This is a genomic window from Longispora albida DSM 44784, assembly GCF_000379825.1.
In the GTDB taxonomy this organism is placed as follows: domain Bacteria; phylum Actinomycetota; class Actinomycetes; order Mycobacteriales; family Micromonosporaceae; genus Longispora; species Longispora albida.
Genome location: NZ_KB903833.1, coordinates 479,435 through 498,147, shown reverse-complemented (window position 1 = coordinate 498,147; position 18,713 = coordinate 479,435). Strand labels below are relative to the sequence as shown.

25 protein-coding genes are annotated in these 18,713 nt (G+C 68.5%); 19 read left to right on the top strand and 6 right to left on the bottom strand.

Features of this window, described 5'->3' with window-relative positions:
* The first annotated feature begins 22 nt into the window (after positions 1–22).
* From prmC to atpD, 13 genes are all read left to right on the top strand, one after another.
* Entirely contained in the window at positions 23–841 is an 819-nt protein-coding gene (gene prmC, locus A3G1_RS0119995) for a peptide chain release factor N(5)-glutamine methyltransferase (RefSeq protein ID WP_040478999.1), read from the top strand.
* On the top strand, positions 838–1,437 hold the full coding sequence (locus A3G1_RS0119990) for an L-threonylcarbamoyladenylate synthase (protein ID WP_245563534.1): 600 nt from the start codon (positions 838–840) through the stop codon (positions 1,435–1,437). The genes prmC and A3G1_RS0119990 overlap by 4 nt, the downstream gene beginning before the upstream one ends.
* Positions 1,437–2,081, top strand: coding sequence for an L-threonylcarbamoyladenylate synthase (locus A3G1_RS0119985; RefSeq protein ID WP_018351259.1), 645 nt, complete (start codon positions 1,437–1,439; stop codon positions 2,079–2,081). The genes A3G1_RS0119990 and A3G1_RS0119985 overlap by 1 nt, the downstream gene beginning before the upstream one ends.
* Positions 2,078–2,662: an arsenate reductase/protein-tyrosine-phosphatase family protein gene (locus A3G1_RS0119980; protein ID WP_018351258.1), complete on the top strand. Its 585-nt coding sequence runs from the start codon at positions 2,078–2,080 to the stop codon at positions 2,660–2,662. Before A3G1_RS0119985 ends, A3G1_RS0119980 begins: the two co-directional genes overlap by 4 nt.
* Positions 2,663–2,672: 10 nt before the next feature.
* Positions 2,673–3,089 carry a hypothetical protein gene (locus A3G1_RS0119975; protein ID WP_018351257.1) on the top strand — a complete coding sequence of 139 codons (417 nt, stop codon included), beginning with the start codon at positions 2,673–2,675 and terminating at the stop codon, positions 3,087–3,089.
* Positions 3,090–3,221: 132 nt separating this feature from the next.
* On the top strand, positions 3,222–3,449 hold the full coding sequence (locus tag A3G1_RS0119970; RefSeq protein WP_018351256.1) for an AtpZ/AtpI family protein: 228 nt from the start codon (positions 3,222–3,224) through the stop codon (positions 3,447–3,449).
* Positions 3,450–3,482: 33 nt separating this feature from the next.
* Positions 3,483–4,268: a F0F1 ATP synthase subunit A gene (gene atpB / locus A3G1_RS0119965; RefSeq protein ID WP_018351255.1), complete on the top strand. Its 786-nt coding sequence runs from the start codon at positions 3,483–3,485 to the stop codon at positions 4,266–4,268.
* Between the two features lie 64 nt (positions 4,269–4,332).
* Entirely contained in the window at positions 4,333–4,575 is a 243-nt protein-coding gene (locus A3G1_RS0119960) for an ATP synthase subunit c family protein (protein WP_026212311.1), read from the top strand.
* A 34-nt stretch (positions 4,576–4,609) separates the two neighbouring features.
* Positions 4,610–5,140 carry a F0F1 ATP synthase subunit B gene (locus A3G1_RS0119955; RefSeq protein ID WP_018351253.1) on the top strand — a complete coding sequence of 177 codons (531 nt, stop codon included), beginning with the start codon at positions 4,610–4,612 and terminating at the stop codon, positions 5,138–5,140.
* The gene (locus A3G1_RS0119950; RefSeq protein ID WP_018351252.1) at positions 5,140–5,964 is read left to right on the top strand and encodes a F0F1 ATP synthase subunit delta; all 825 of its coding nucleotides are present in this window, start codon (positions 5,140–5,142) and stop codon (positions 5,962–5,964) included. The genes A3G1_RS0119955 and A3G1_RS0119950 overlap by 1 nt, the downstream gene beginning before the upstream one ends.
* 71 nt (positions 5,965–6,035) lie before the next feature.
* On the top strand, positions 6,036–7,661 hold the full coding sequence (atpA, locus tag A3G1_RS0119945; RefSeq protein WP_018351251.1) for a F0F1 ATP synthase subunit alpha: 1,626 nt from the start codon (positions 6,036–6,038) through the stop codon (positions 7,659–7,661).
* A 7-nt stretch (positions 7,662–7,668) separates the two neighbouring features.
* On the top strand, positions 7,669–8,592 hold the full coding sequence (locus tag A3G1_RS0119940) for a F0F1 ATP synthase subunit gamma (protein WP_018351250.1): 924 nt from the start codon (positions 7,669–7,671) through the stop codon (positions 8,590–8,592).
* Positions 8,592–10,019 carry a F0F1 ATP synthase subunit beta gene (gene atpD, locus A3G1_RS0119935; RefSeq protein WP_018351249.1) on the top strand — a complete coding sequence of 476 codons (1,428 nt, stop codon included), beginning with the start codon at positions 8,592–8,594 and terminating at the stop codon, positions 10,017–10,019. Before A3G1_RS0119940 ends, atpD begins: the two co-directional genes overlap by 1 nt.
* A 75-nt stretch (positions 10,020–10,094) precedes the next feature.
* On the opposite strand, the gene A3G1_RS0119930 is transcribed toward atpD, so the two are convergent.
* Complete coding sequence (locus A3G1_RS0119930; RefSeq protein WP_018351248.1) at positions 10,095–10,427, bottom strand: DMT family transporter; 333 nt, start codon at positions 10,425–10,427, stop codon at positions 10,095–10,097.
* 84 nt (positions 10,428–10,511) lie between these two features.
* On the opposite strand from A3G1_RS0119930, the gene A3G1_RS35750 reads away from it, so the two are divergent.
* The 3 genes from A3G1_RS35750 to A3G1_RS0119915 all read left to right on the top strand — a co-directional run bounded on the left by A3G1_RS35750 (position 10,512) and on the right by A3G1_RS0119915 (position 11,948).
* Complete coding sequence (locus A3G1_RS35750) at positions 10,512–11,099, top strand: HIT family protein (RefSeq protein ID WP_018351247.1); 588 nt, start codon at positions 10,512–10,514, stop codon at positions 11,097–11,099.
* Positions 11,100–11,188: 89 nt separating this feature from the next.
* Positions 11,189–11,473, top strand: coding sequence for a F0F1 ATP synthase subunit epsilon (locus tag A3G1_RS0119920; protein WP_018351246.1), 285 nt, complete (start codon positions 11,189–11,191; stop codon positions 11,471–11,473).
* Between the two features lie 16 nt (positions 11,474–11,489).
* Entirely contained in the window at positions 11,490–11,948 is a 459-nt protein-coding gene (locus A3G1_RS0119915; protein ID WP_018351245.1) for a DUF2550 domain-containing protein, read from the top strand.
* A gap of 129 nt (positions 11,949–12,077) precedes the next feature.
* On the opposite strand, the gene A3G1_RS0119910 is transcribed toward A3G1_RS0119915, so the two are convergent.
* Positions 12,078–12,920, bottom strand: a complete 843-nt coding sequence (locus A3G1_RS0119910; RefSeq protein WP_018351244.1) for an SDR family oxidoreductase — start codon at positions 12,918–12,920, stop codon at positions 12,078–12,080.
* Positions 12,921–12,999: 79 nt separating this feature from the next.
* On the opposite strand from A3G1_RS0119910, the gene A3G1_RS35745 reads away from it, so the two are divergent.
* Positions 13,000–13,368, top strand: coding sequence for a MerR family transcriptional regulator (locus A3G1_RS35745; protein WP_245563533.1), 369 nt, complete (start codon positions 13,000–13,002; stop codon positions 13,366–13,368).
* Positions 13,369–13,542: 174 nt separating this feature from the next.
* Here A3G1_RS35745 and A3G1_RS0119900 read toward each other — a convergent pair whose 3' ends face one another.
* Both A3G1_RS0119900 and A3G1_RS0119895 read right to left on the bottom strand, forming a co-directional pair.
* Complete coding sequence (locus A3G1_RS0119900; protein WP_018351242.1) at positions 13,543–14,343, bottom strand: ABC transporter permease; 801 nt, start codon at positions 14,341–14,343, stop codon at positions 13,543–13,545.
* Entirely contained in the window at positions 14,340–15,305 is a 966-nt protein-coding gene (locus A3G1_RS0119895; protein ID WP_018351241.1) for a daunorubicin resistance protein DrrA family ABC transporter ATP-binding protein, read from the bottom strand. The genes A3G1_RS0119900 and A3G1_RS0119895 overlap by 4 nt, the downstream gene beginning before the upstream one ends.
* Positions 15,306–15,424: 119 nt before the next feature.
* On the opposite strand from A3G1_RS0119895, the gene A3G1_RS35740 reads away from it, so the two are divergent.
* Positions 15,425–16,243: a GNAT family N-acetyltransferase gene (locus A3G1_RS35740; RefSeq protein ID WP_018351240.1), complete on the top strand. Its 819-nt coding sequence runs from the start codon at positions 15,425–15,427 to the stop codon at positions 16,241–16,243.
* An 89-nt stretch (positions 16,244–16,332) separates the two neighbouring features.
* On the opposite strand, the gene A3G1_RS0119885 is transcribed toward A3G1_RS35740, so the two are convergent.
* Both A3G1_RS0119885 and A3G1_RS0119880 read right to left on the bottom strand, forming a co-directional pair.
* On the bottom strand, positions 16,333–16,719 hold the full coding sequence (locus A3G1_RS0119885) for a VOC family protein (protein ID WP_018351239.1): 387 nt from the start codon (positions 16,717–16,719) through the stop codon (positions 16,333–16,335).
* Positions 16,716–17,291, bottom strand: a complete 576-nt coding sequence (locus A3G1_RS0119880; protein ID WP_018351238.1) for a cob(I)yrinic acid a,c-diamide adenosyltransferase — start codon at positions 17,289–17,291, stop codon at positions 16,716–16,718. Before A3G1_RS0119880 ends, A3G1_RS0119885 begins: the two co-directional genes overlap by 4 nt.
* Here A3G1_RS0119880 and murA point away from each other — a divergent pair.
* The gene (gene murA / locus A3G1_RS0119870; protein WP_040478850.1) at positions 17,277–18,611 is read left to right on the top strand and encodes a UDP-N-acetylglucosamine 1-carboxyvinyltransferase; all 1,335 of its coding nucleotides are present in this window, start codon (positions 17,277–17,279) and stop codon (positions 18,609–18,611) included. The genes A3G1_RS0119880 and murA overlap by 15 nt on opposite strands.
* The last annotated feature ends 102 nt before the right edge of the window (positions 18,612–18,713 follow it).

Here is an 18,713-nt window from a genome sequence, read left to right as displayed (position 1 = left end):
GGTGTACGGAGCCAGTAAGGACATGCCCGGACGGGTGATCGCTGAAGCGACTTCGCGTCTGAGGGCGGCAGGAGTCGGGTCGGCGAGGGTGGATGCCGAACTTCTCGCGGCATTTGTTTTAGATGTTCCCCGGGGCAGACTGCCGCTGGTGGACACTTTCCCCCCATTGTTAAAAGACCGTTACGAAGCGCTCATCGCCCGCCGCGCGCAGCGGGTACCTCTCCAGCATCTGACCGGGCGGGCGCATTTCGCCGGCTTCGACCTGGCTGTCGGGCCAGGGGTGTTCGTGCCGAGGCCGGAGACCGAGCTGCTCGCCGCCTGGGGGCTGTCGAAGGTCCAGAGCGGGATCGGGGTCGACCTGTGTTCCGGCTCCGGTGCCATCGCGCTGGCCCTGCGCACCAGGATATCCACTGTGTACGCCGTGGAGCAGTCCCCGGAGGCCCTGGACTGGCTGCAGCTCAACACCCGGGACACGGACATCACGGTCGTGCACGCCGACGTGACTGATCCGTCCACTCTGGCCGGTCTGGACGGCACGGTCGACCTCGTGCTGACCAATCCGCCGTACGTGCCGACGACGGCCGTGCTGGAGCCGGAGGTCGCCGACCACGACCCGCACCTGGCGTTGTTCGGCGGGGAGGACGGGCTGAGCGTGATCCGTCCGCTGGTCGTACGTGCCGCCGCGTTGCTCCGTAAAGGCGGATATTTCGGTATGGAGCATGATGACTCTCATGGCGAGTCCGTGCCGGCCCTGCTCCGCGACTCCGGGGACTGGGCCGACATCACGGACCACCTCGACCTGGCAGGCAGGCCCCGATTCGTGACGGCGGTACGCGTGTGACTATTCCTGAAGCAATTTCAGCTATTCGCGACGGCGGGCTCGTCGTCATGCCGACCGACACCGTGTACGGGCTGGCAGCCGACCCGTTCAATAAAGAAGCTGTCGATTTGCTGCTCACGGTCAAGGGCCGTGGCCGGGAAAAGCCGTCGGGAATCCTCATCGGCGACTGGGAACAGCTTCCGCTCGTCGCGGCCCCGCTGCCCGGCGTCGCGCGGATGCTCGCTGACAAGTACTGGCCCGGCGCGCTTTCCCTCGTCGTCTGGCAGGCCGAGGGGCTCGGCTGGGACCTGGGGGAGACTGGCGGCACGGTGATGGTCCGCATGCCTGCCGACCCGGTGGCCCGTGACCTCCTCAGCCAGGCTGGCCCCCTCGCCGTCTCCAGTGCGAACCTCCACGGCGAGCCGGCCGCGACGACCTCAGCCGAGGCCCGCCGCCAGCTCGGCGACCGCGTGACCGTGTATCTCGACAACGGGCCGTCGGCAGTCGGTACCGCGTCGACCATCGTCCGGTGCACGACGGACGAGATCGAGGTGCTCCGAGAGGGTGCTGTGAGCGTGGCTGAGATCGCAGCCGCCGTGCGAGACTTTCACCCGTGATGCTCTACGACTGCTCGAAGCTGGCCGAGCGCGAGCGTGGCCTGACCGCCGCCGTCGAGGCCGCCCAGCGCGGCGACCTGGTGGTCTTCCCGACCGATACCGTGTACGGGCTGGGCTGCGACGCCTTCAAGTCCTGGTCGGTCGGCACCCTGCTGCGGGCGAAGGGCCGGGGCCGCGAGATGCCGACCCCGGTCATGGTCGCGTCCCGGCAGATGCTCGACGGCCTGGTCTACGGGCTGCCGCAGGCCGCGCGGGACCTGGTCGAGGCCTTCTGGCCCGGCCCGCTGACCGTCCTCGTGGAGCACGCGCCCAGCCTCGACTGGGATCTCGGCGAGACCGACGGCGTGATCCAGGTCCGGATGCCGCTGCACCCGGTCGCGCTCGACCTGATCCGCGAGGTCGGCCCGATGGCCGTGTCCAGCGCGAACAAGAAGGACTCCGCGCCGGCGCACACCGCGGAGGAGGCCAAGGAACAGTTCGGCTACGAGGTCGGCGTGTACCTGGAGGCCGGCCCAGCCGAGCAGCACCTCGCCTCGACCATCGTCGACTGCACCACCCCGACGCCGAAGGTGCTGCGGGTCGGCGCGCTGTCCCTGCTGGAGCTGCGTGAGATCAGCCCCGGCATCGTGGAGGAGCTGGCGTGACCCCGTTCTCCGTACTGCAGGTGTGCATGGGCAACATCTGCCGGTCGCCGATGGCCGAGCGGCTGTTCGTGCTGGCGCTGGGGGAGCACGCGGAGCTGGTGTACAGCCACAGTGCCGGTACCGGCGGCTGGCACCAGGGCAACCCGATGAACCCGCCGGCCGCCCGCCAGGTCCTCGCCAGGGGTGGTGACGACTCCGGTTTCGGGGCCCGCCAGCTCGTCGCGGGGCATGTCGAGGCGTCCGACCTGATCCTGACGGCGACGACGGAGCAGTACGACTACGTGCTGTCCATGTGCCCGGACGCCGCGCCCCGGACGTTCGTCCTCGGCCAGTTCGGCCGTCTCCTCACCGGGCACGCCAGCGAGCTGCCGGCCTTCTCCGGCGACGCCGACTCGCTGTACGCGCGGGGGATCGCGCTGGTCAAGGCGCTTGACGGGGCGCGGGGCGGCTCCCGCCCGGTACCAGGTGATGATCTTGAGGATCCCTACGGCCTGAGCGAGGCGACGTACACCCGGATCGCCGATGAGATCGAATCCACCATCAAACCGCTGGCCGCGAAGCTGACCAGGACCGACACGTAGACTGGCGTCCATGCTGACCCGTGCCGCCCTGACCCGGCGTCTCAACCACCTGCCCGTCCCGCTCGCGGTGACCGGCGGCGCCCTGGTTCTCGCCGCGATCATCGGCCTGGTCCTCGCCGGCTGGGCTGGTGCTGCGGGAGCCGCGCTCGGCGTCGCGCTGGTCGGCGTCAGCTACGTCGTCTCCAGCGTCGTCGTGGCCTGGGCCGACGCGGTCAATCCCAAGCTGACCATGCCCGCGGGCCTCGGGGTGTACGCGGTGAAGTTCGGCCTGCTCGGCTCCTCGCTGGGCGCGATCAGCGCCACCGGCTGGGCCGGCCTGAAGCCGATGGGCTTCGCTGTGATTGGCGCCACTCTCTGCTGGACCTTCGCGCACGCGGTGTGGCTGTGGAAGGCCCGCCTGCCGTACGTCGAGATCGAGCAGCGTTAGTGCTCTGTTGGCTTGTTTGTCACACTACTGGCGCCCTGCTGTGAGCGGAGTTACGGTGAACCATTGCACTCGCGCAGTTCGCCGGGGGTCGATGTCAGTCATCCGACCGCCGGCTGATATCGTCTGCGCGTCATGACCGACAAGAACGAGCCGCCGAAGCGCCCGCAGTCATCTGCCCAAGGCGCGAATGTCGGCTGGACAGCCGTCGGCTACCTGATCGCTGGCATCGGCGTGTGGGGTGGCATCGGCTACCTCGTCGATCTGTGGCTGGACGTGCCCATGCACTTCGGCCTGATGATCGGGATGATGCTCGGCATGGCGGGTGCGGTCTACCTGATCGTCAAGAAGCTTGGCGCGTAAGCGCTTCCCGTCAGGACTACGAAGGATGGTGCGGTGAGCGACTCGATCGTCCTTGCCCAGGATCTGCCCTGGCCGCCGAAGGTGGACGACTTCTTCCTGGACGGCCTGTTCGGGTTGGACAACTGGCTCACGAAGTTCACCCTCATGGTGTGGCTGGCCGTCATCGTGCTGATCGTCCTGTTCACCCGCGCGATGCGTAAGCCAGCGCTGGTCCCGACCCGCGGCCAGTGGTTCGCCGAGTCGGTCTACGGCTTCGTCCGGGACAGCATCGGCAAGGAGATCATCGGCAAGGACGCGCACCGCTTCGTGCCGTACCTGACGGTGCTGTTCTGCTTCGTGGCCTTCACGAACATCTACGGCATCATCCCGCTGGCGCAGATCTCGCCGAACACGCACTACGCGTTCCCGCTGACGCTGGCCCTGATCTCGTACATCATGTTCAACTGGGTCGGCATCAAGAAGAAGGGCGCCGCGCGCCACTTCAAGGACATGATCTACCTGCCGGACGCCCCGATGTGGCTGCAGCCGCTGCTGATCCCGATCGAGTTCATCTCGAACCTGGTGGTCCGCCCGGTCACGCTGTCCGTGCGTCTGTTCGCGAACATGTTCGCCGGTCACCTGATCCTGCTGGTCTTCACCGTCGGTGGCTTCATGCTGCTGGGCGCGGACAACTTCGCCCTCAAGGGCGTGTCGGTCGTGTCCTTCCTGCTGGCCATCGCCATGACGCTCTTCGAGGCGTTCGTCGCGATCCTGCAGGCATACATCTTCGTCCTCCTCAGCGCCACGTACATCGAAGGCGCTCTGGCGGAAGAACACTGATAGACCCCCGTTAGCTGTCCCGCGTGACAGTCACGCGAGATAACCAGGAGGAATTCCCGCAATGATCGACGTTCTCGCCGCCAACGGCGTCACCGGCAGCCTCAGCTCGATCGGGTACGGCCTCGCGGCCATCGGCCCGGGCATCGGTGTGGGTATCGTGTTCGCCGCCTACATCCAGGCGACCGCCCGTCAGCCCGAGTCCGCTGGCCTGACCCGCGCCTACCTGTTCATGGGCTTCGCGATGTCCGAGGCGCTCGCCCTGTTCGGCCTGGCCCTCGCGTTCGTCTTCCAGGACGGCGCTGCTTAGTCCTCGCTCCGCTACCTAGGGACGGGAGCACACCATGATTCTCGCTCAGGGGGGCCACAACCCCCTCATTCCGATCTGGCAAGAGATCGTTGTCGGGTCGATCGGTTTCGCGCTGCTCTGCTTCGTGCTGATCAAGTTCGTCTTCCCGAAGATCGAGCAGTCGTACCAGGCGCGGGTCGAGGCGATCGAAGGCGGCCTCGAGCGCGCCCAGACCGCCCAGGCCGAGGCCAACACGCTGCTGGAGCAGTACAAGCAGCAGCTCGCCGAGGCGCGTGCCGAGGCGGCCAGCATCCGTGACGAGGCGCGTGCCGACGCGGGCGCGATCAAGGACGACATCCTTGCCGCGGCCCGTGAGGAGCAGGAGCGCATCATCGCGGCCGGCCGCGAGCAGCTCACTGCCGACCGGCAGGCTCTGCTGCACGAGCTGCGCACCGAGCTGGGCACCCTGTCCGTCGAGCTGGCCAGCCGGATCGTCGGGGAGTCGCTGGCTGACGAGGCCCGTAAGAAGGGCACCGTCGACCGGTTCCTCGCCGAGCTCGAGTCCGCTCCCGCCGGGCGGCGCTGATGCAGGCCGCCAGCCGGGAGTCCTACGCGGCGGTCGCCGACCGGCTCAACGCCTACGCGGCCTCCGCGTCGGTGGAGGAGCTGGCCCAGGCCGCCGGTGACATCCTGGACGTCGCAGCCCTGCTGGGCCGCGAGCCGGGCCTGCGCCGGGCACTCGCCGACATCAACCGCACGGCTGAGGAGCGTTCCGCGCTGCTCACCGGGCTGCTGACCGGCAAGGTCTCCGCCGGAGCGCTCGACCTGCTCGGCCAGCTGGCCGCCGGTCACTGGTCCACCCCGCTCGACCTCGTGTCGGCTGGGGAGCGGCTCGGTGCCGAGGCGCTGCTGGCCAGCGCCGAGCGTGGCGGGAACCTGGCGGAGGTCGAGGACGAGCTGTTCCGCTTCGGCCAGGTCGCCGCGGGTGACCGCGGGCTGGCCGGCGCGGTCAGCGACTCGACGGCTCCGGTGGCCCGCAAGGCCGCCCTGGTCCGCGAGCTGCTGGACGGCAAGGCCGCCCCGGTGACGGTGCGGCTGGCCGAGCTGGCCGTGGCTGGTTTCGAGGGCCGTGGCTTCACCCACTCGGTGACCCGGCTCGTCGAGCTGGCCGCCGAGCGGCGCGAGCAGACCGTCGCGTACGTGACCGTCGCGATCCCGCTGGATGTCCAGCAGGAGCAGCGGCTGGTCGCGGAGCTGTCCCGCCAGTACGGCCGGCAGATCACCGCCAAGGTGTCCGTCGAGCCGAAGGTGCTGGGTGGCATCAGCGTGCAGGTCGGCCACGACCTGTGGGACGGCACGGTCGCGCGGCGGCTCGCCGACTCCCGTAACGCCCTCGCCGGGCGCAAGTAGACCGACTTATCCAGCGCCTGAGCCGTGATCTGCGGGAAGAGCGCGCACCGAGGGAATAGAGGAAGCTGAGGATGGCCGAGCTGACCATCTCGTCGGAGGAGATCCGGGGCGCCCTGGAGCGCTACGTCTCCTCGTACAAGCCGGAGATCTCCCGCGAGGAGGTCGGCGTCGTCTCCGACACCGGTGACGGCATTGCCCACGTCCAGGGCCTGCCCTCGACGATGGCGAACGAGCTGCTGGAATTCGCTGACGGCACCCTGGGTGTCGCCCTGAACCTCGACGCCCGTGAGATCGGTGTCGTGATCCTGGGTGACTTCGGCGGGATCGAGGAGGGCCAGCCGGTCAAGCGCACCGGCCGGGTGCTCTCGGTGCCGGTGGGCGACAACTTCCTGGGCCGGGTCGTCGACCCGCTGGGTAACGCCATCGACGGTCTCGGTGACATCGAGGCTGAGGGCCGCCGCGAGCTGGAGCTGCAGGCTCCGAACGTCATGGCCCGTAAGTCGGTGCACGAGCCGCTGCACACTGGGATCAAGGCCATCGACGCCATGACCCCGATCGGCCGTGGCCAGCGCCAGCTGATCATCGGTGACCGTAAGACCGGTAAGACCTCGGTCGCGCTGGACGCCATCATCAACCAGAAGGCCAACTGGGCTTCCGGCGACCCGAAGAAGCAGGTCCGCTGCATCTACGTCGCCATCGGCCAGAAGGCTTCCACCATCGCGTCCGTGAAGGGCACGCTGGAGGAGGCCGGCGCCATGGAGTACACGACCATCGTGGCCTCCCCGGCGTCCGACCCGGCCGGCTTCAAGTACCTGGCTCCGTACACCGGCTCGGCGATCGGCCAGCACTGGATGTACGGCGGCAAGCACGTCCTGATCGTCTTCGACGACCTGACGAAGCAGGCCGAGGCGTACCGCGCCGTGTCGCTGCTGCTCCGCCGCCCGCCGGGCCGTGAGGCCTACCCGGGTGACGTCTTCTACCTGCACTCGCGTCTGCTGGAGCGTTGCGCGAAGCTGTCCGACGAGCTGGGCGCTGGCTCGATGACCGGTCTGCCGATCATCGAGACGAAGGCCGGCGACATCGCGGCGTTCATCCCGACCAACGTGATCTCGATCACCGACGGCCAGATCTTCCTCGAGGAAGGCCTGTTCAACTCGGGTGTGCGTCCGGCGATCAACGTCGGTACCTCGGTGTCCCGCGTGGGTGGTGCCGCGCAGGAGAAGCCGCTGCGCAAGGTTTCCGGCCGTCTGCGCCTCGACCTGGCCCAGTACCGTGAGCTGGAGGCCTTCGCGGCCTTCGCCTCCGACCTGGACGCCGCGTCGCGTTCGCAGCTTGAGCGTGGTGCCCGGATCGTGGAGCTGCTCAAGCAGCGCAACTACGCTCCGTTCCCGCCGGCCGAGCAGACCGTCTCGATCTGGGCCGGTACCGAGGGCAAGCTCGACGACCTGCCGGTCGCTGAGGTCAGCCGGTTCGAGGGCGAGTTCCTCCAGTACGTGCGGCACTCGCACGCTGGTGTCCTGGCGAGCATCGCCGCCGGTTCGTGGGACGACGACATCGTGGCCGAGCTCGAGGGCGCGGTGACCAAGTTCAAGAACATGTTCCTGGCCGCCGACGACGCGATCCGGATCAACGAGGCTCCCGCGACCCCGCTGGAAGGCGAAGAGCGGACCGAGACCGTCACCCGCGTGACGAGGTAGGTAAACAATGGCCGGGCAGGTACGAGTTCTTCGTCGGCGGATCAAGACGACCCAGTCGACGAAGAAGATCACCAAGGCGATGGAGCTGGTCGCGACCAGCCGCATCGCCAAGGCGCAGGAGCGGGTGGCAGCCTCGCTGCCGTACGCGACCGCGATCACCGGCGTCCTGACCGCGCTGGCCTCCAACACCTCCAGCAGCCACCCGCTGCTGGAGGCGCGCCCTCGGGTGCGCCGGGCCGGCGTGGTCCTGATCACCAGTGACCGCGGCCTGTGCGGCGGCTACAACGCCAACGCGATCCGCACGTGCGAGCAGCTGATCGCCCGCCTGAAGGCGGACGGCAAGGAAGTCGCGCTGTACGCCGTCGGCCGCAAGGCCGTTGGCTACTACACGTTCCGCGGCCGCGAGCTGGCCGGGAGCTGGACTGGCTTCTCCGAGCAGCCCCGCTTCAGCGACGCCCAGGAGATCGGCAAGACCCTGATCCAGGCGTTCGTGCACGGGGCCGACGACTCCGACGACGGCCACCACGGCGACGACGGCGTGCTCGGCGTTGACGAGCTGCACATCGTGTACACCCAGTTCAAGTCGCTGATGACCCAGGTGCCGGAGGCGAAGATCTTCGCGCCGATGCAGGTCGAGGAGACGACGGGTGAGCTGCTGCCGGCGTACGAGTTCGAGCCGGAGGCCGAGGAGCTGCTGGACGCGCTGCTGCCGAAGTACATCAACACGCGGCTCTACGCCGCGCTGCTGGACTCGGCTGCCAGTGAGTCGGCCTCTCGCCGCCGGGCGATGAAGAGCGCCACCGACAATGCGGAAGAAATGATCAAGAGCCTGAAGCGCGAGATGAACTCCGCGCGCCAGGCCGGGATCACCCAGGAAATCAGTGAGATCGTCGGCGGCGTGGACGCGCTCGCGGCGGCGGGGAGTGAATGATGACTACTGACACCAAGACGGGCGTCGGGCGGGTCGTCCGGGTCATCGGCCCGGTCGTCGACGTTGAGTTCCCGCGCGACGCGATGCCCGCGCTGTTCAACGCCCTCCGGACGGACGTGACCCTCAGCGAGGGCACCAAGACCCTGACCCTCGAGGTCGCCCAGCACCTCGGCGACAACGTCGTGCGGGCCATCTCGATGCAGCCCACCGACGGCATGGTCCGTGGCGGCGAGGTCCGTGACACCGGTGCCGCGATCAGCGTGCCAGTCGGCGACGAGACCAAGGCCCACGTGTTCAACGTCCTCGGCGACGTTCTCAACCTCAAGGAGGGCGAGAAGTTCGAGGTCGCCGAGCGCTGGCCGATCCACCGGCCCGCGCCGCCGTTCGCCTCGCTCGAGCCGAAGACCGAGATGCTGGAGACCGGCGTCAAGGTGATCGACCTGCTCGCCCCGTACGTCAAGGGTGGCAAGATCGGTCTGTTCGGTGGTGCCGGTGTGGGTAAGACGGTGCTCATCCAGGAGATGATCATCCGTGTGGCCCGTAACTTCGGTGGTACATCGGTCTTCGCCGGCGTGGGTGAGCGGACCCGTGAGGGTAACGACCTGATCCACGAGATGACCGAGGCCGGCGTGTTCGCCGACACCGCCCTGGTCTTCGGCCAGATGGACGAGCCGCCGGGCACCCGTCTGCGGGTCGCGCTGTCGGCGCTGACGATGGCCGAGTACTTCCGGGACGTCAAGGGCCAGGAGGTGCTGCTCTTCGTGGACAACATCTTCCGGTTCACCCAGGCAGGTTCTGAGGTGTCCACCCTGCTGGGCCGCATGCCCAGCGCCGTGGGTTACCAGCCGAACCTCGCGGACGAGATGGGTCAGCTCCAGGAGCGGATCACCTCGGTGCGTGGTAAGGCCATCACCTCGCTCCAGGCGATCTACGTGCCCGCCGACGACTACACCGACCCGGCGCCGGCCACCACGTTCGCCCACCTGGACGCGACCACCAACCTCGAGCGGAAGGTGTCCGACAAGGGCATCTACCCGGCCGTTGACCCGCTGGCCTCGTCCAGCCGGATCCTCGCGCCCGAGTACGTGGGCGCCGAGCACTACGCGGTCGCCTCCGAGGTGAAGCGGATCCTGCAGAAGTACAACGACCTGCAGGACATCATCGCCATCCTCGGCATGGACGAGCTGTCCGAAGAGGACAAGATCACCGTGGCGCGTGCCCGGCGGATCGAGCGGTTCCTGTCGCAGAACACCTACGCCGCCAAGCAGTTCACCGGCGTCGAGGGCTCGACGGTGCCGATCAAGGAGACCGTCGAGGCGTTCAAGAAGATCTCCGAGGGCGAGTACGACCACGTGCCCGAGCAGGCCTTCTTCATGTGCGGTGGCCTCGACGACCTCGAGCGCAACTACCACGAGCTGACCAAGTAAGTCAGATCAGCCGTAAGGAAAGCCCCGTGTGCCACTCCGGCACGCGGGGCTTTTCCCTTTCCACGAACAAGAACCTCAGTGTGTACCCGCTGTCGCGACCGTCGTGATCGCGACGCCCACGACGATGACCGCCATCCCGGCGGCGGCGGCCGGGCTCAGCACGTCGCCGAACAGGTACCGGCTGGCGACCGCCACGAGCACGATCCCGGCCCCCGACCACAGCGAGTACGTGATCGCGATCGGCACCCCCATCCGGACCACGACGGAGTCCAGGTAGAACGACAGCGTGTACCCGGCGAGCAGCCCGACCGTCGGCCACAGCCGCGTGAAGCCGTCGGACACCTTCACCAGCAGTGTCGCCCCGACCTCGACGAGGATCGCGAGCGCGAGCAGCAGCCACTTCACCACTTCTGCACGATAGGCCGGTACGGGCGGCCGGGGCCGCCGATCACGGGACTGCGGGGACCGGGTGGCTCCCATAGGCTGGTGATCATGAGTGACTTCGTGAGCCACCTGCCGATCGGCGAGCGCATCCCGATGCCGGAGGGTGGCATCCCGTTCTGGGAGATCTTCCCGTACGAGGGCGACCTCCAGATCAAGGTTCTCGACGAGCCGGTCGTCCCCGAACCGCCCCGGCGCGGCGAGGCGGGCCCGGAGGACTGCGGCTGCCAGGAGGGCTTCAGGAACCCGCTCTGGTCCGACGACCACTGGGTACTCGTCGGCCCGGAAGAACCAGCGGCCCTGCCGGCCGTGGTCCTCATCAAGCCCAAGGGCCACTACGACCTGATGACCCTCCCGCCGGAACGCTCGGCGGAACTCGGCCCCATGCTCCAGCGCGCCGAACGCGCGATCATGAGCCTCGGGGGCATCGCCCGCGTCCACGTCAACCGCTGGGGTGACGGCGGCGCCCACCTGCACGTCTGGCTGATCGCCCGCCCGGAGGGCATGCTCCAGTTCCGGGGCACCTGCCTGCCGCTCTGGGACGATGTGCTGCCCAAACTCCCCGCCGAGGTGTGGGCTGGCAACCGCCGCCGGATCGCCGCCGCGATGGCGGCCGAGGGTGGCGTGTCCCACATCTGACGTCAGGTGCCCGGGCGATTTTCAGCTGACCGGGTCACCCAGTAGGATCGAGAACGTTCCCCGTCTTCGCGCATAGGAGTGTCGTCAAAGTGGCGAAGAAGCTGCATGTTGAGCTCGTGGCCGTCGAGGAGAAGGTCTGGGCTGGCGAGGCTGAGATGGTCAGCGCCCGCACGACCGAGGGCGAGCTTGGTGTGCTGCACGGGCACGCCCCCCTGATGGGCAAGCTCGCCGAGCCGGGCGAGGTCCGGATCAAGGGCACCGAGGAAGGCGACCTGGCGTTCATCGTCAACGGCGGCTTCCTGTCGGTCACCGGCGAGGGCGTCACGGTGCTCGCGGAGACCTGCGAGCCCGCCACCGCGGTAGCAGCGCACTAGCTCGGGCCGGGCGCCGATGCGAGCGGTAACAGCGATCGGGATCGGCGTCCTCACCCTGCTCTGCCTGCTGGCAGCGATCTACCTCCGCCGCTTCGTGATCACACGGGGCGGCGGAACCATAGACATGACCTTCCGGCTCACGGCCAGCGTGCCCGGCCGGGGCTGGTCGGCTGGCTTCGCGCGCTTCGCGGGCCGGGAGCTGCGCTGGTACAGGCTGTTCAGCCTCTCCTGGCGCCCCCGCAGGGTCCTGCTGCGCCCCGAGCTGGTCGTCGCGGCCAAACGGCAGCCAGAGGGCGCCGAACGCGTCTCCGTGCCGCCGGACAGCGTCATCCTCCGGATCACCACGCCACGCGGGCCGGTCGAGATCGCGTTCGCGGAAGCGGCCCTCAGCGGCTTCCTCTCCTGGCTCGAAGCAGCACCCCCAGGACCCGTAGGCCCCCGGGGCTCCGCCACTCCCGAACTACCGACCCGGTGAGCGAAAATCTGAGCTGCGCATAAAAAGCTCCCAAGTACACCAGTACTAGGGAGCTTTTTCTGCTTGTCAGATTTCCGCTCACCGGGCCACCGCGTCTTAGAGCAAGATCAAGGTCAGGAGCGAAGAGCTTCAGGTGGTACTGAAGTCCTGAGCGTGATCCTTTGCCCATTCGGCGAAGGGGCGGGCTGGGCGGCCTAGGAGCTGCTGGATGTGGTTGGTGACGGGTTCGGGGGTGAGGGCCATTGCTGCCCAGCCGTTCAGGGCCTGGTCGGCGAAGTCGGTGTTGCCGCCGAAGGCCTCGGCCAGGCCGGGGCGGAACACCTCGGCGGGTACCTCTTCGAGGCGGACCGGGCGGCCCAGGGCCTCGCCGATCAGGCGGACCTGGTCGGCGAACGTGACGATCTCCGGCCCGGTGAGGGTGTAGGCCTGCCCTTCGTGGGCTGAGCTGGTCAGGGCGGCGACGGCCACGGCTGCGATGTCGTCCTCGTGCACCATCGAGCGCTGGGCTCCGGCGTGCGGCCAGTACACGACGTCGCCGGCCTGGATCTGGTCGGCCCAGGCCAGCGCGTTGGTGGCGATGCCGGTGGGCCGGAGGAACGTCCACGGCAGGCCCGACTTCTCGATCGCCTGCTCGGCGACGGCCCAGAAGGACTCCGGGTCGGTTTCGGCCGAGGCTGCCGACACGTACACGACGCGCGGGTTTCCGGCCGCTGCCAGCACGCTGAGCAGGCGCGGGGCGAGCTCCGCTGTCATCGCCGGGTCCGGGAACGGCCAGACCAGGAACACGGCGTCCACATCGGACAGATGCGGGGCCAGCGTCTCCGGCTGGGCGAGGTCGGCCTGGACGGCTTCCACGCCGGTCGGCAGCTTGCCGGGATCACGGCTGACGGCCCGCACCGGGTACCCGCTGGACGAGAGCCTGTCCGCTACCCGGCTGCCCACGTTGCCACTCGCGCCTACGACCAGAATCATCACTGCCTCCGTTGATCAGGTGTGTGATCCAGACGCTATGGGTTGAACCTTTGTTGAAGTCAACGGCAAGATCGACTGTGTGACGTGGCAGACGGATTACGACATGCACGAGGCTGGCCTGACGGTCGGCGAGGTCGCTGGCCGGACGGGGGTCGCGGCTTCCGCGATCCGGTTCTACGAGCGGCAGGGCCTGCTGACCAGCGACCGGACCAGCACCAACCAGCGCAGGTACCACGCGGACGCGCTGTGCCGGGTGAAGATGATCCACGCCTGCCAGCGGGTCGGCCTCACGCTGGCCGAGATCCGCGACGCGCTGTCCCATCTGGAGCCCGGCAAGGCCCCAGGCCCCGAGGACTGGGAACACCTGGCCGCCCGGCTCAGAACCGAGGCCAGCGAACGAGTAGACCTGCTCAACCAGGTACTGAGGGACCTGGCCTCGTCATCCTGAGCACTCAGCTCCCCCAGTACACCCGAATGCTCTTGAGTCTTTAGATCTTGATCTTGATCTGACCTGAGGTGGCCCGCTGAGAGCGGGGAGGCGAAGGCGGAAGCCCGTCTGCATACCGGTGTTGTATGCAGACGGGCTTCCAACGCGCGCATCGCCGCTCTCAGCGGGTCGGCACTACCGAGAGGCGGCTTGGCGGTATTTGCGGATGGAGAGGGGGACGAAGACGAGGAGGATGCCGGCGATCCAGAGCAGCGACAGCAGCAGCGGGTGCTCGCCGGGGAAGCCCTCGGGCCGGGGCATCGTTCCTGCGTTGCCCCACAGGTCGCGGATGGCCAGCACGATGGAGCTGATCGGGTTCCAGTCGGCGACCGCTCGCAGGAACGGGTTCAGCGTGTGGGTCGGGATGAAGGCGTTGGACAGGAAGGTCAGCGGGAACATCCAGATGAAGCCGGCGCTCTGTGCGACCTCGACGCTCTTCACCGACAGGCCGATGAGGGCCGAGACCCAGCTCATCGCGTACGCGAAGGCGAGCAGGAGCAGGAATCCCGCGATGGCCTTGAAGAAGCCGTTGTGGATCCGCCAGCCGACGATCAGCCCGCAGATCGACATCACGGCGACGACGAGCACGTTGTTGAGTAGGTCGGACGTCGTCCGTCCGATGAGGACGGCTGCGCGGGACATCGGCAGGGAACGGAACCGGTCGATGGTGCCCTTCTGGAGGTCCTCGGCCAGGCCGATCGCCGTGATGGCCGCGCCGAAGGCCACGGTCTGGGTGAAGATCCCGGCCATCAGGTATTCCTTGTAGTCCACGCCCTGGGTCGGGATCGCGCCGCCGAAGACGTACGCGAAGAGCAGCACGAACATGATCGGCTGGATCGTGGAGAAGATCAGCAGGTCGGGGATCCGCTTGATCTTGATCAGGTTGCGCTTGGCGACCACCCAGCCGTCGCTGAGCGCCATCACGACCGGGTTCACTTCTGCTCCTCCGTCGTCTTGTCCTCCGTGCTGTGCCCGGTGAGCCGCATGAACACGTCGTCCAGGGTCGGCCGGTGCACGGCGATGTCGACTGGTTCGATGCCTGCCGCGTCGAGTTCGCGGATGGCGGCGATCAGGGCTGGCGCGCCACGGGTCACCGGCACGTGCACCTGGTGGGTCTCGCTGTCCACTGTGGGCTCGCCGGTGCCGACGCCGCGCATGATGGCCGCGGCGGTGGCCACCTCGGCCTCGCCGCGCAGGGTGAGTTCGAGGCGTTCGCCGCCGACCTTGCGCTTGAGCTCGTCCGGGGTGCCCTCGGCGATCGCCCTGCCGTGGTCGATCACGATGATGTTGTCGGCGAGCTGGTCGGCCTCTTCGAGGTACTGCGTCGTGAGCAGCAGCGTCGTGCCCTCGCGGACCCGTTCGGTGATGACGTCCCACATGCCGAGGCGGCTGCGCGGGTCGAGCCCGGTGGTCGGCTCGTCCATGAAGATGACCGGCGGGGCGGCGACGAGCGCGCCGGCCAGGTCGAGGCGGCGGCGCATGCCACCGGAGTACGTCTTGACGGGGCGGGAGGCCGCGTCGGTGAGGGTGAACCGTTCGAGCAGCTCGTTGGCCCGCTCGCGGGCCTGGCGCTTGCTCATGTGGTACAGCCTGCCGATCATCTCCAGGTTCTCGTAGCCGGTCAGGTACTCGTCGACAGCCGCGTACTGTCCTGACAGGCCGATGATCCGGCGGACGTCGTCGGGATGCTTCAGGACATCGATGCCCTTGACAGTGAGGGAGCCGGAATCCGGTCTCAGCAAGGTGGTCAGGATGCGCACGGCGGTCGTCTTGCCAGCCCCGTTCGGCCCGAGCAGGCCGAGGACTGTGCCTTCCGGTACCGAGAGATCCAGCCCGTCGAGGGCTCTGAGCTGGCCGTACGTCTTGACAATTCCTTCGGCCTGAATAGTTGCCGTCATAATCGTTACCTTAGGCTCGCTATCGTGGCGGCGTGACAGAATTTAATGTTCTCGGTGATGAATCCGAGTGGGATTCATGTTGGTCCCAGCGGTACACGGACTGGCTGCTCGCGGCCGGCATGTCCGGGCAGGCTGTCCAGCAACGGCTGGAGAACCGGCGGAACTGGCGCGCGTCGGCGGCAGAGACCGTCGTCGCTGCGATGACGGCCAATGGTAACCCAGCCGGTTTCCTTGCCCTGTCAGTCCGGGAGGAGCACGGCGAGACCGTCGCCAGGGTCGACGACATCTGGGTCGAGCCGGAGCTTCGCGGTCAGGGCCTCGGTACGGCGGCCCGGGCGTGGGGCGAGGAATGGGCCCGGGCCAAGGGCGCCGTGAAGATCAGTACCACTGTGGACGGCCGTAGCCACCTCTTCGACGACTATCCACTTCGGGCCATGCAGATGGTCAAGCGGCTCGGTGACGCGCCAGAGCTGCCCGAGGGCGTCACGGCCCGGCCGATGACGGAGGAGGAGTTCCCCGCCTGGCGCGACGGGGAGGTCGAGGGCTACGCCAGGGACATCTCCAGCTCGGGCCTGATGAGCCTGGAGCGGGCGCTGGAACGGTCCAGGCAGGAGTTCCCCGAGCTGCTGCCGGAGGGCATGGCCACACCCGGCCACACCTTCTGGGTGGTGGAGGCTGGGCAGGAGCAGGTCGCGACGATCTGGCTCCGGCACGACATGATGCCCGGCATGTCCTACGTCTTCGGGGTCACCTCGTCCCCGGCCCACCGGGGCAAGGGCTACGGCAGGGCCGCCATGCTGGCCGGCGAGCGCGCCAGCGTCGAAGCCGGCGACACCGTCCTCGGCCTCAACGTCTTCGGCAGCAACGCCGTCGCCCAGAACCTCTACACCAAGCTCGGTTACGTCGCGACCGAGCGGAACCGCTCGAGGACCCTGTAACGATCACGGCGAAGCCGCAGGCCGGCCCGTGACGGACGTGTGGCGGAGGCGAGCACCTCGGTCCCGTGCTCGCCCGCCGTGACTGTCACCTACGGCGTCCCCGCGACGAGTTCCACCTCGAAGCCCTGCTGGTCGGTCAGATATGCCGCGTAGTGCTCCGGCCCGCCGGCGTGCGGATGCCGGTCGGCGAACAGCAGCTCCCAGCCGTGCGCTGGCGCCTCAGCAGTCAGCCTGTCCACATCGGACTGGGTACCGGCGTGCAGCGCGAGATGGTTGAGCCCGGCGCGCATCCGGTCGTGCCCGCCCGGCAGCATCGCCGGCGACTCCTCGAACACGATGTAGGCGCCCCCGGCCTTCCACGACCGGCCACCCGGCCAGTCCTGGTACACCTCGTAGCCCAGCTCACCGAGCAGCCAGCCCCAGCTCCGGGCAGCCTCGGCCAGCGAGGGCACCCAGAGCTCGACGTGGTGGATCACTGGCCTCCGCCGGGGACCCACTTGACGTCGCCGTCGGGGTTCGCCACGCGGCCGAGGATGAAGAGCAGGTCCGACAGCCGGTTGAGGTACTTGGCCGCGAGCACGTTCGTCCGCTCCGGGTCGGCCTCGATCAGCGCCCAGACCCGCCGCTCGGCCCGCCGCGACACGGTCCGCGCCTGGTGCAGGAACGCCGCAGCCGGCGTACCGCCCGGGAGGATGAACGAGTCCAGCTTGGACAGCCGCGCGTTGAACTCGTCGCACCACCCCTCCAGCCGGGTGATGTAGGCCTCGGTGACCCGCAGCGGCGGGTACTCCGGGTTCTCCGTGATCGGGTTGCACAGGTCGGCGCCCACGTCGAACAGGTCGTTGTTGATCTGCTGGAGCACGGCGCGGACATCGTCGGCCGGGTCGCCGAGCGTGAGCACGAGGCCGATCACGGCGTTGGTCTCGTCCGCGTCGGCGTAGGCCTCGATCCGCGGATCGGTCTTCGGCACCCGGCTGAAGTCGCCGAGCGCGGTCGAGCCGGCGTCGCCGGTCTTGGTGTAAATCCGAGTGAGATGGACGCCAGACATGCGCCCAGCATACGTAACCTGGCAGGTGTGGACGTGATCAGAGTGAACGGCCGGGTCCGGCTGGAAGGCACCGTCGGCGTCGTCGGTGCGAAGAACTCCGCCCTGAAGCTGATGGCGGCGGCGCTGCTGGCCGGCGGGCGCACGGTGCTGCGCAACGTCCCCCGGATCACCGATGTGGCGATCATGGCCGAGGTCCTGCGCCGGCTCGGCTGCGAGATCACCATCCAGCCCGCCGACGCGAAGTCGTGCACGGTCATCGCCGACGTTCCGGCCGAGCCGCTGGTCGAGGCGGACTACGACCTGGTACGCCGCCTGCGCGCCTCGATCTGCGTGCTCGGCCCGCTGCTCGCCAGGCGTGGCCACGTCCGGGTCGCCCACCCCGGCGGCGACGAGATCGGCTCCCGTGGCCTCGACATGCACATCGCCGGGCTGGCCAGGATGGGCGCGGAGATCACCAGCGAGCACGGATTCGTCATCGCGCGCGCCGCCCGGCTGCACGGCGCGCAGATCTGGCTGGACTTCCCGAGCGTCGGCGCCACGGAGAACCTGCTCACCGCCGCCGTCCTCGCCAAGGGCGAAACCGAGATCGACAACGCCGCCCGCGAACCCGAGATCGTCGACCTGTGCCGGATGCTCACCGAGATGGGCGCCCGGATCGAAGGCGCCGGCACGGCCACCCTGCGCGTCGAGGGCGTCGACGAGCTCAAGCCGGTCGAGCACCACACGATCGGGGACCGGATCGTCGCGGGTACCTGGGCCTACGGCGCGGCCATGACCCGAGGCGACGTCACGGTCACCGGCATCGAGCCGGCCTTCCTCGACCTGGCCCTCGACAAGCTCACCTCGGCCGGCGCCACGATCACCACCACCGCCGGCAGCATCCGGGTGCAGCAGGCCGACCGGCCGCGCGCCGTCGACATCCGCACCCTCCCGTACCCCGGCTACCCGACCGACCTGCTCCCGATGGCGATGGGCCTCGCGGCGGTCAGCGACGGCGCCTCACTCGTCACCGAGAACATCTTCGACGGCCGGTTCATGTTCGTGAACGAGATGTCCCGGCTCGGCGCGGACATCCGCACCGACGGCCACCACGCCGTGGTCCGGGGCCGCGAACGCCTCTCCGGCGCCCCCGTCCGCGCCACAGACATCCGCGCCGGCGCCGGCCTGGTCCTGGCCGGGCTGTGCGCCGACGGCACGACGGACGTTGCGGGCTCGCATCACATCGACAGGGGATACCCGGGCTTCCTGACCGACCTGAGCTCCCTGGGTGTCACGGTCGACCGGGCGGAGGCACCACTGGACGAGACGTACACGATCTGACCGGACGACAGCGGTCTAACCGAAACCGCTACCGGTCTGACCGTGAAGCGCCGGCAGGCGTCGCGGGGGTAACGGCGGCTGGGCACGGGTTAGTTGGGCTGC

Excerpts from the sequence above, each read along its gene's own strand:
- prmC (WP_040478999.1), top strand. The coding sequence starts at position 23 with ATGCCCGGACGGGTGATCGCTGAAGCGACTTCGCGTCTGAGGGCGGCA.
- A3G1_RS0119985 (WP_018351259.1), top strand. The coding sequence starts at position 1,437 with ATGCTCTACGACTGCTCGAAGCTGGCCGAGCGCGAGCGTGGCCTGACC.
- A3G1_RS0119975 (WP_018351257.1), top strand. The coding sequence starts at position 2,673 with ATGCTGACCCGTGCCGCCCTGACCCGGCGTCTCAACCACCTGCCCGTC.
- A3G1_RS0119970 (WP_018351256.1), top strand. The coding sequence starts at position 3,222 with ATGACCGACAAGAACGAGCCGCCGAAGCGCCCGCAGTCATCTGCCCAA.
- A3G1_RS0119955 (WP_018351253.1), top strand. The coding sequence starts at position 4,610 with ATGATTCTCGCTCAGGGGGGCCACAACCCCCTCATTCCGATCTGGCAA.
- A3G1_RS0119950 (WP_018351252.1), top strand. The coding sequence starts at position 5,140 with ATGCAGGCCGCCAGCCGGGAGTCCTACGCGGCGGTCGCCGACCGGCTC.
- atpA (WP_018351251.1), top strand. The coding sequence starts at position 6,036 with ATGGCCGAGCTGACCATCTCGTCGGAGGAGATCCGGGGCGCCCTGGAG.
- A3G1_RS0119940 (WP_018351250.1), top strand. The coding sequence starts at position 7,669 with ATGGCCGGGCAGGTACGAGTTCTTCGTCGGCGGATCAAGACGACCCAG.
- atpD (WP_018351249.1), top strand. The coding sequence starts at position 8,592 with ATGACTACTGACACCAAGACGGGCGTCGGGCGGGTCGTCCGGGTCATC.
- A3G1_RS35750 (WP_018351247.1), top strand. The coding sequence starts at position 10,512 with ATGAGTGACTTCGTGAGCCACCTGCCGATCGGCGAGCGCATCCCGATG.
- A3G1_RS0119915 (WP_018351245.1), top strand. The coding sequence starts at position 11,490 with ATGCGAGCGGTAACAGCGATCGGGATCGGCGTCCTCACCCTGCTCTGC.
- A3G1_RS0119910 (WP_018351244.1), bottom strand. The coding sequence starts at position 12,920 with ATGATTCTGGTCGTAGGCGCGAGTGGCAACGTGGGCAGCCGGGTAGCG.
- A3G1_RS0119895 (WP_018351241.1), bottom strand. The coding sequence starts at position 15,305 with ATGACGGCAACTATTCAGGCCGAAGGAATTGTCAAGACGTACGGCCAG.
- A3G1_RS35740 (WP_018351240.1), top strand. The coding sequence starts at position 15,425 with ATGTCCGGGCAGGCTGTCCAGCAACGGCTGGAGAACCGGCGGAACTGG.
- murA (WP_040478850.1), top strand. The coding sequence starts at position 17,277 with ATGGACGCCAGACATGCGCCCAGCATACGTAACCTGGCAGGTGTGGAC.
- A3G1_RS0119880 (WP_018351238.1), bottom strand. The coding sequence starts at position 17,291 with ATGTCTGGCGTCCATCTCACTCGGATTTACACCAAGACCGGCGACGCC.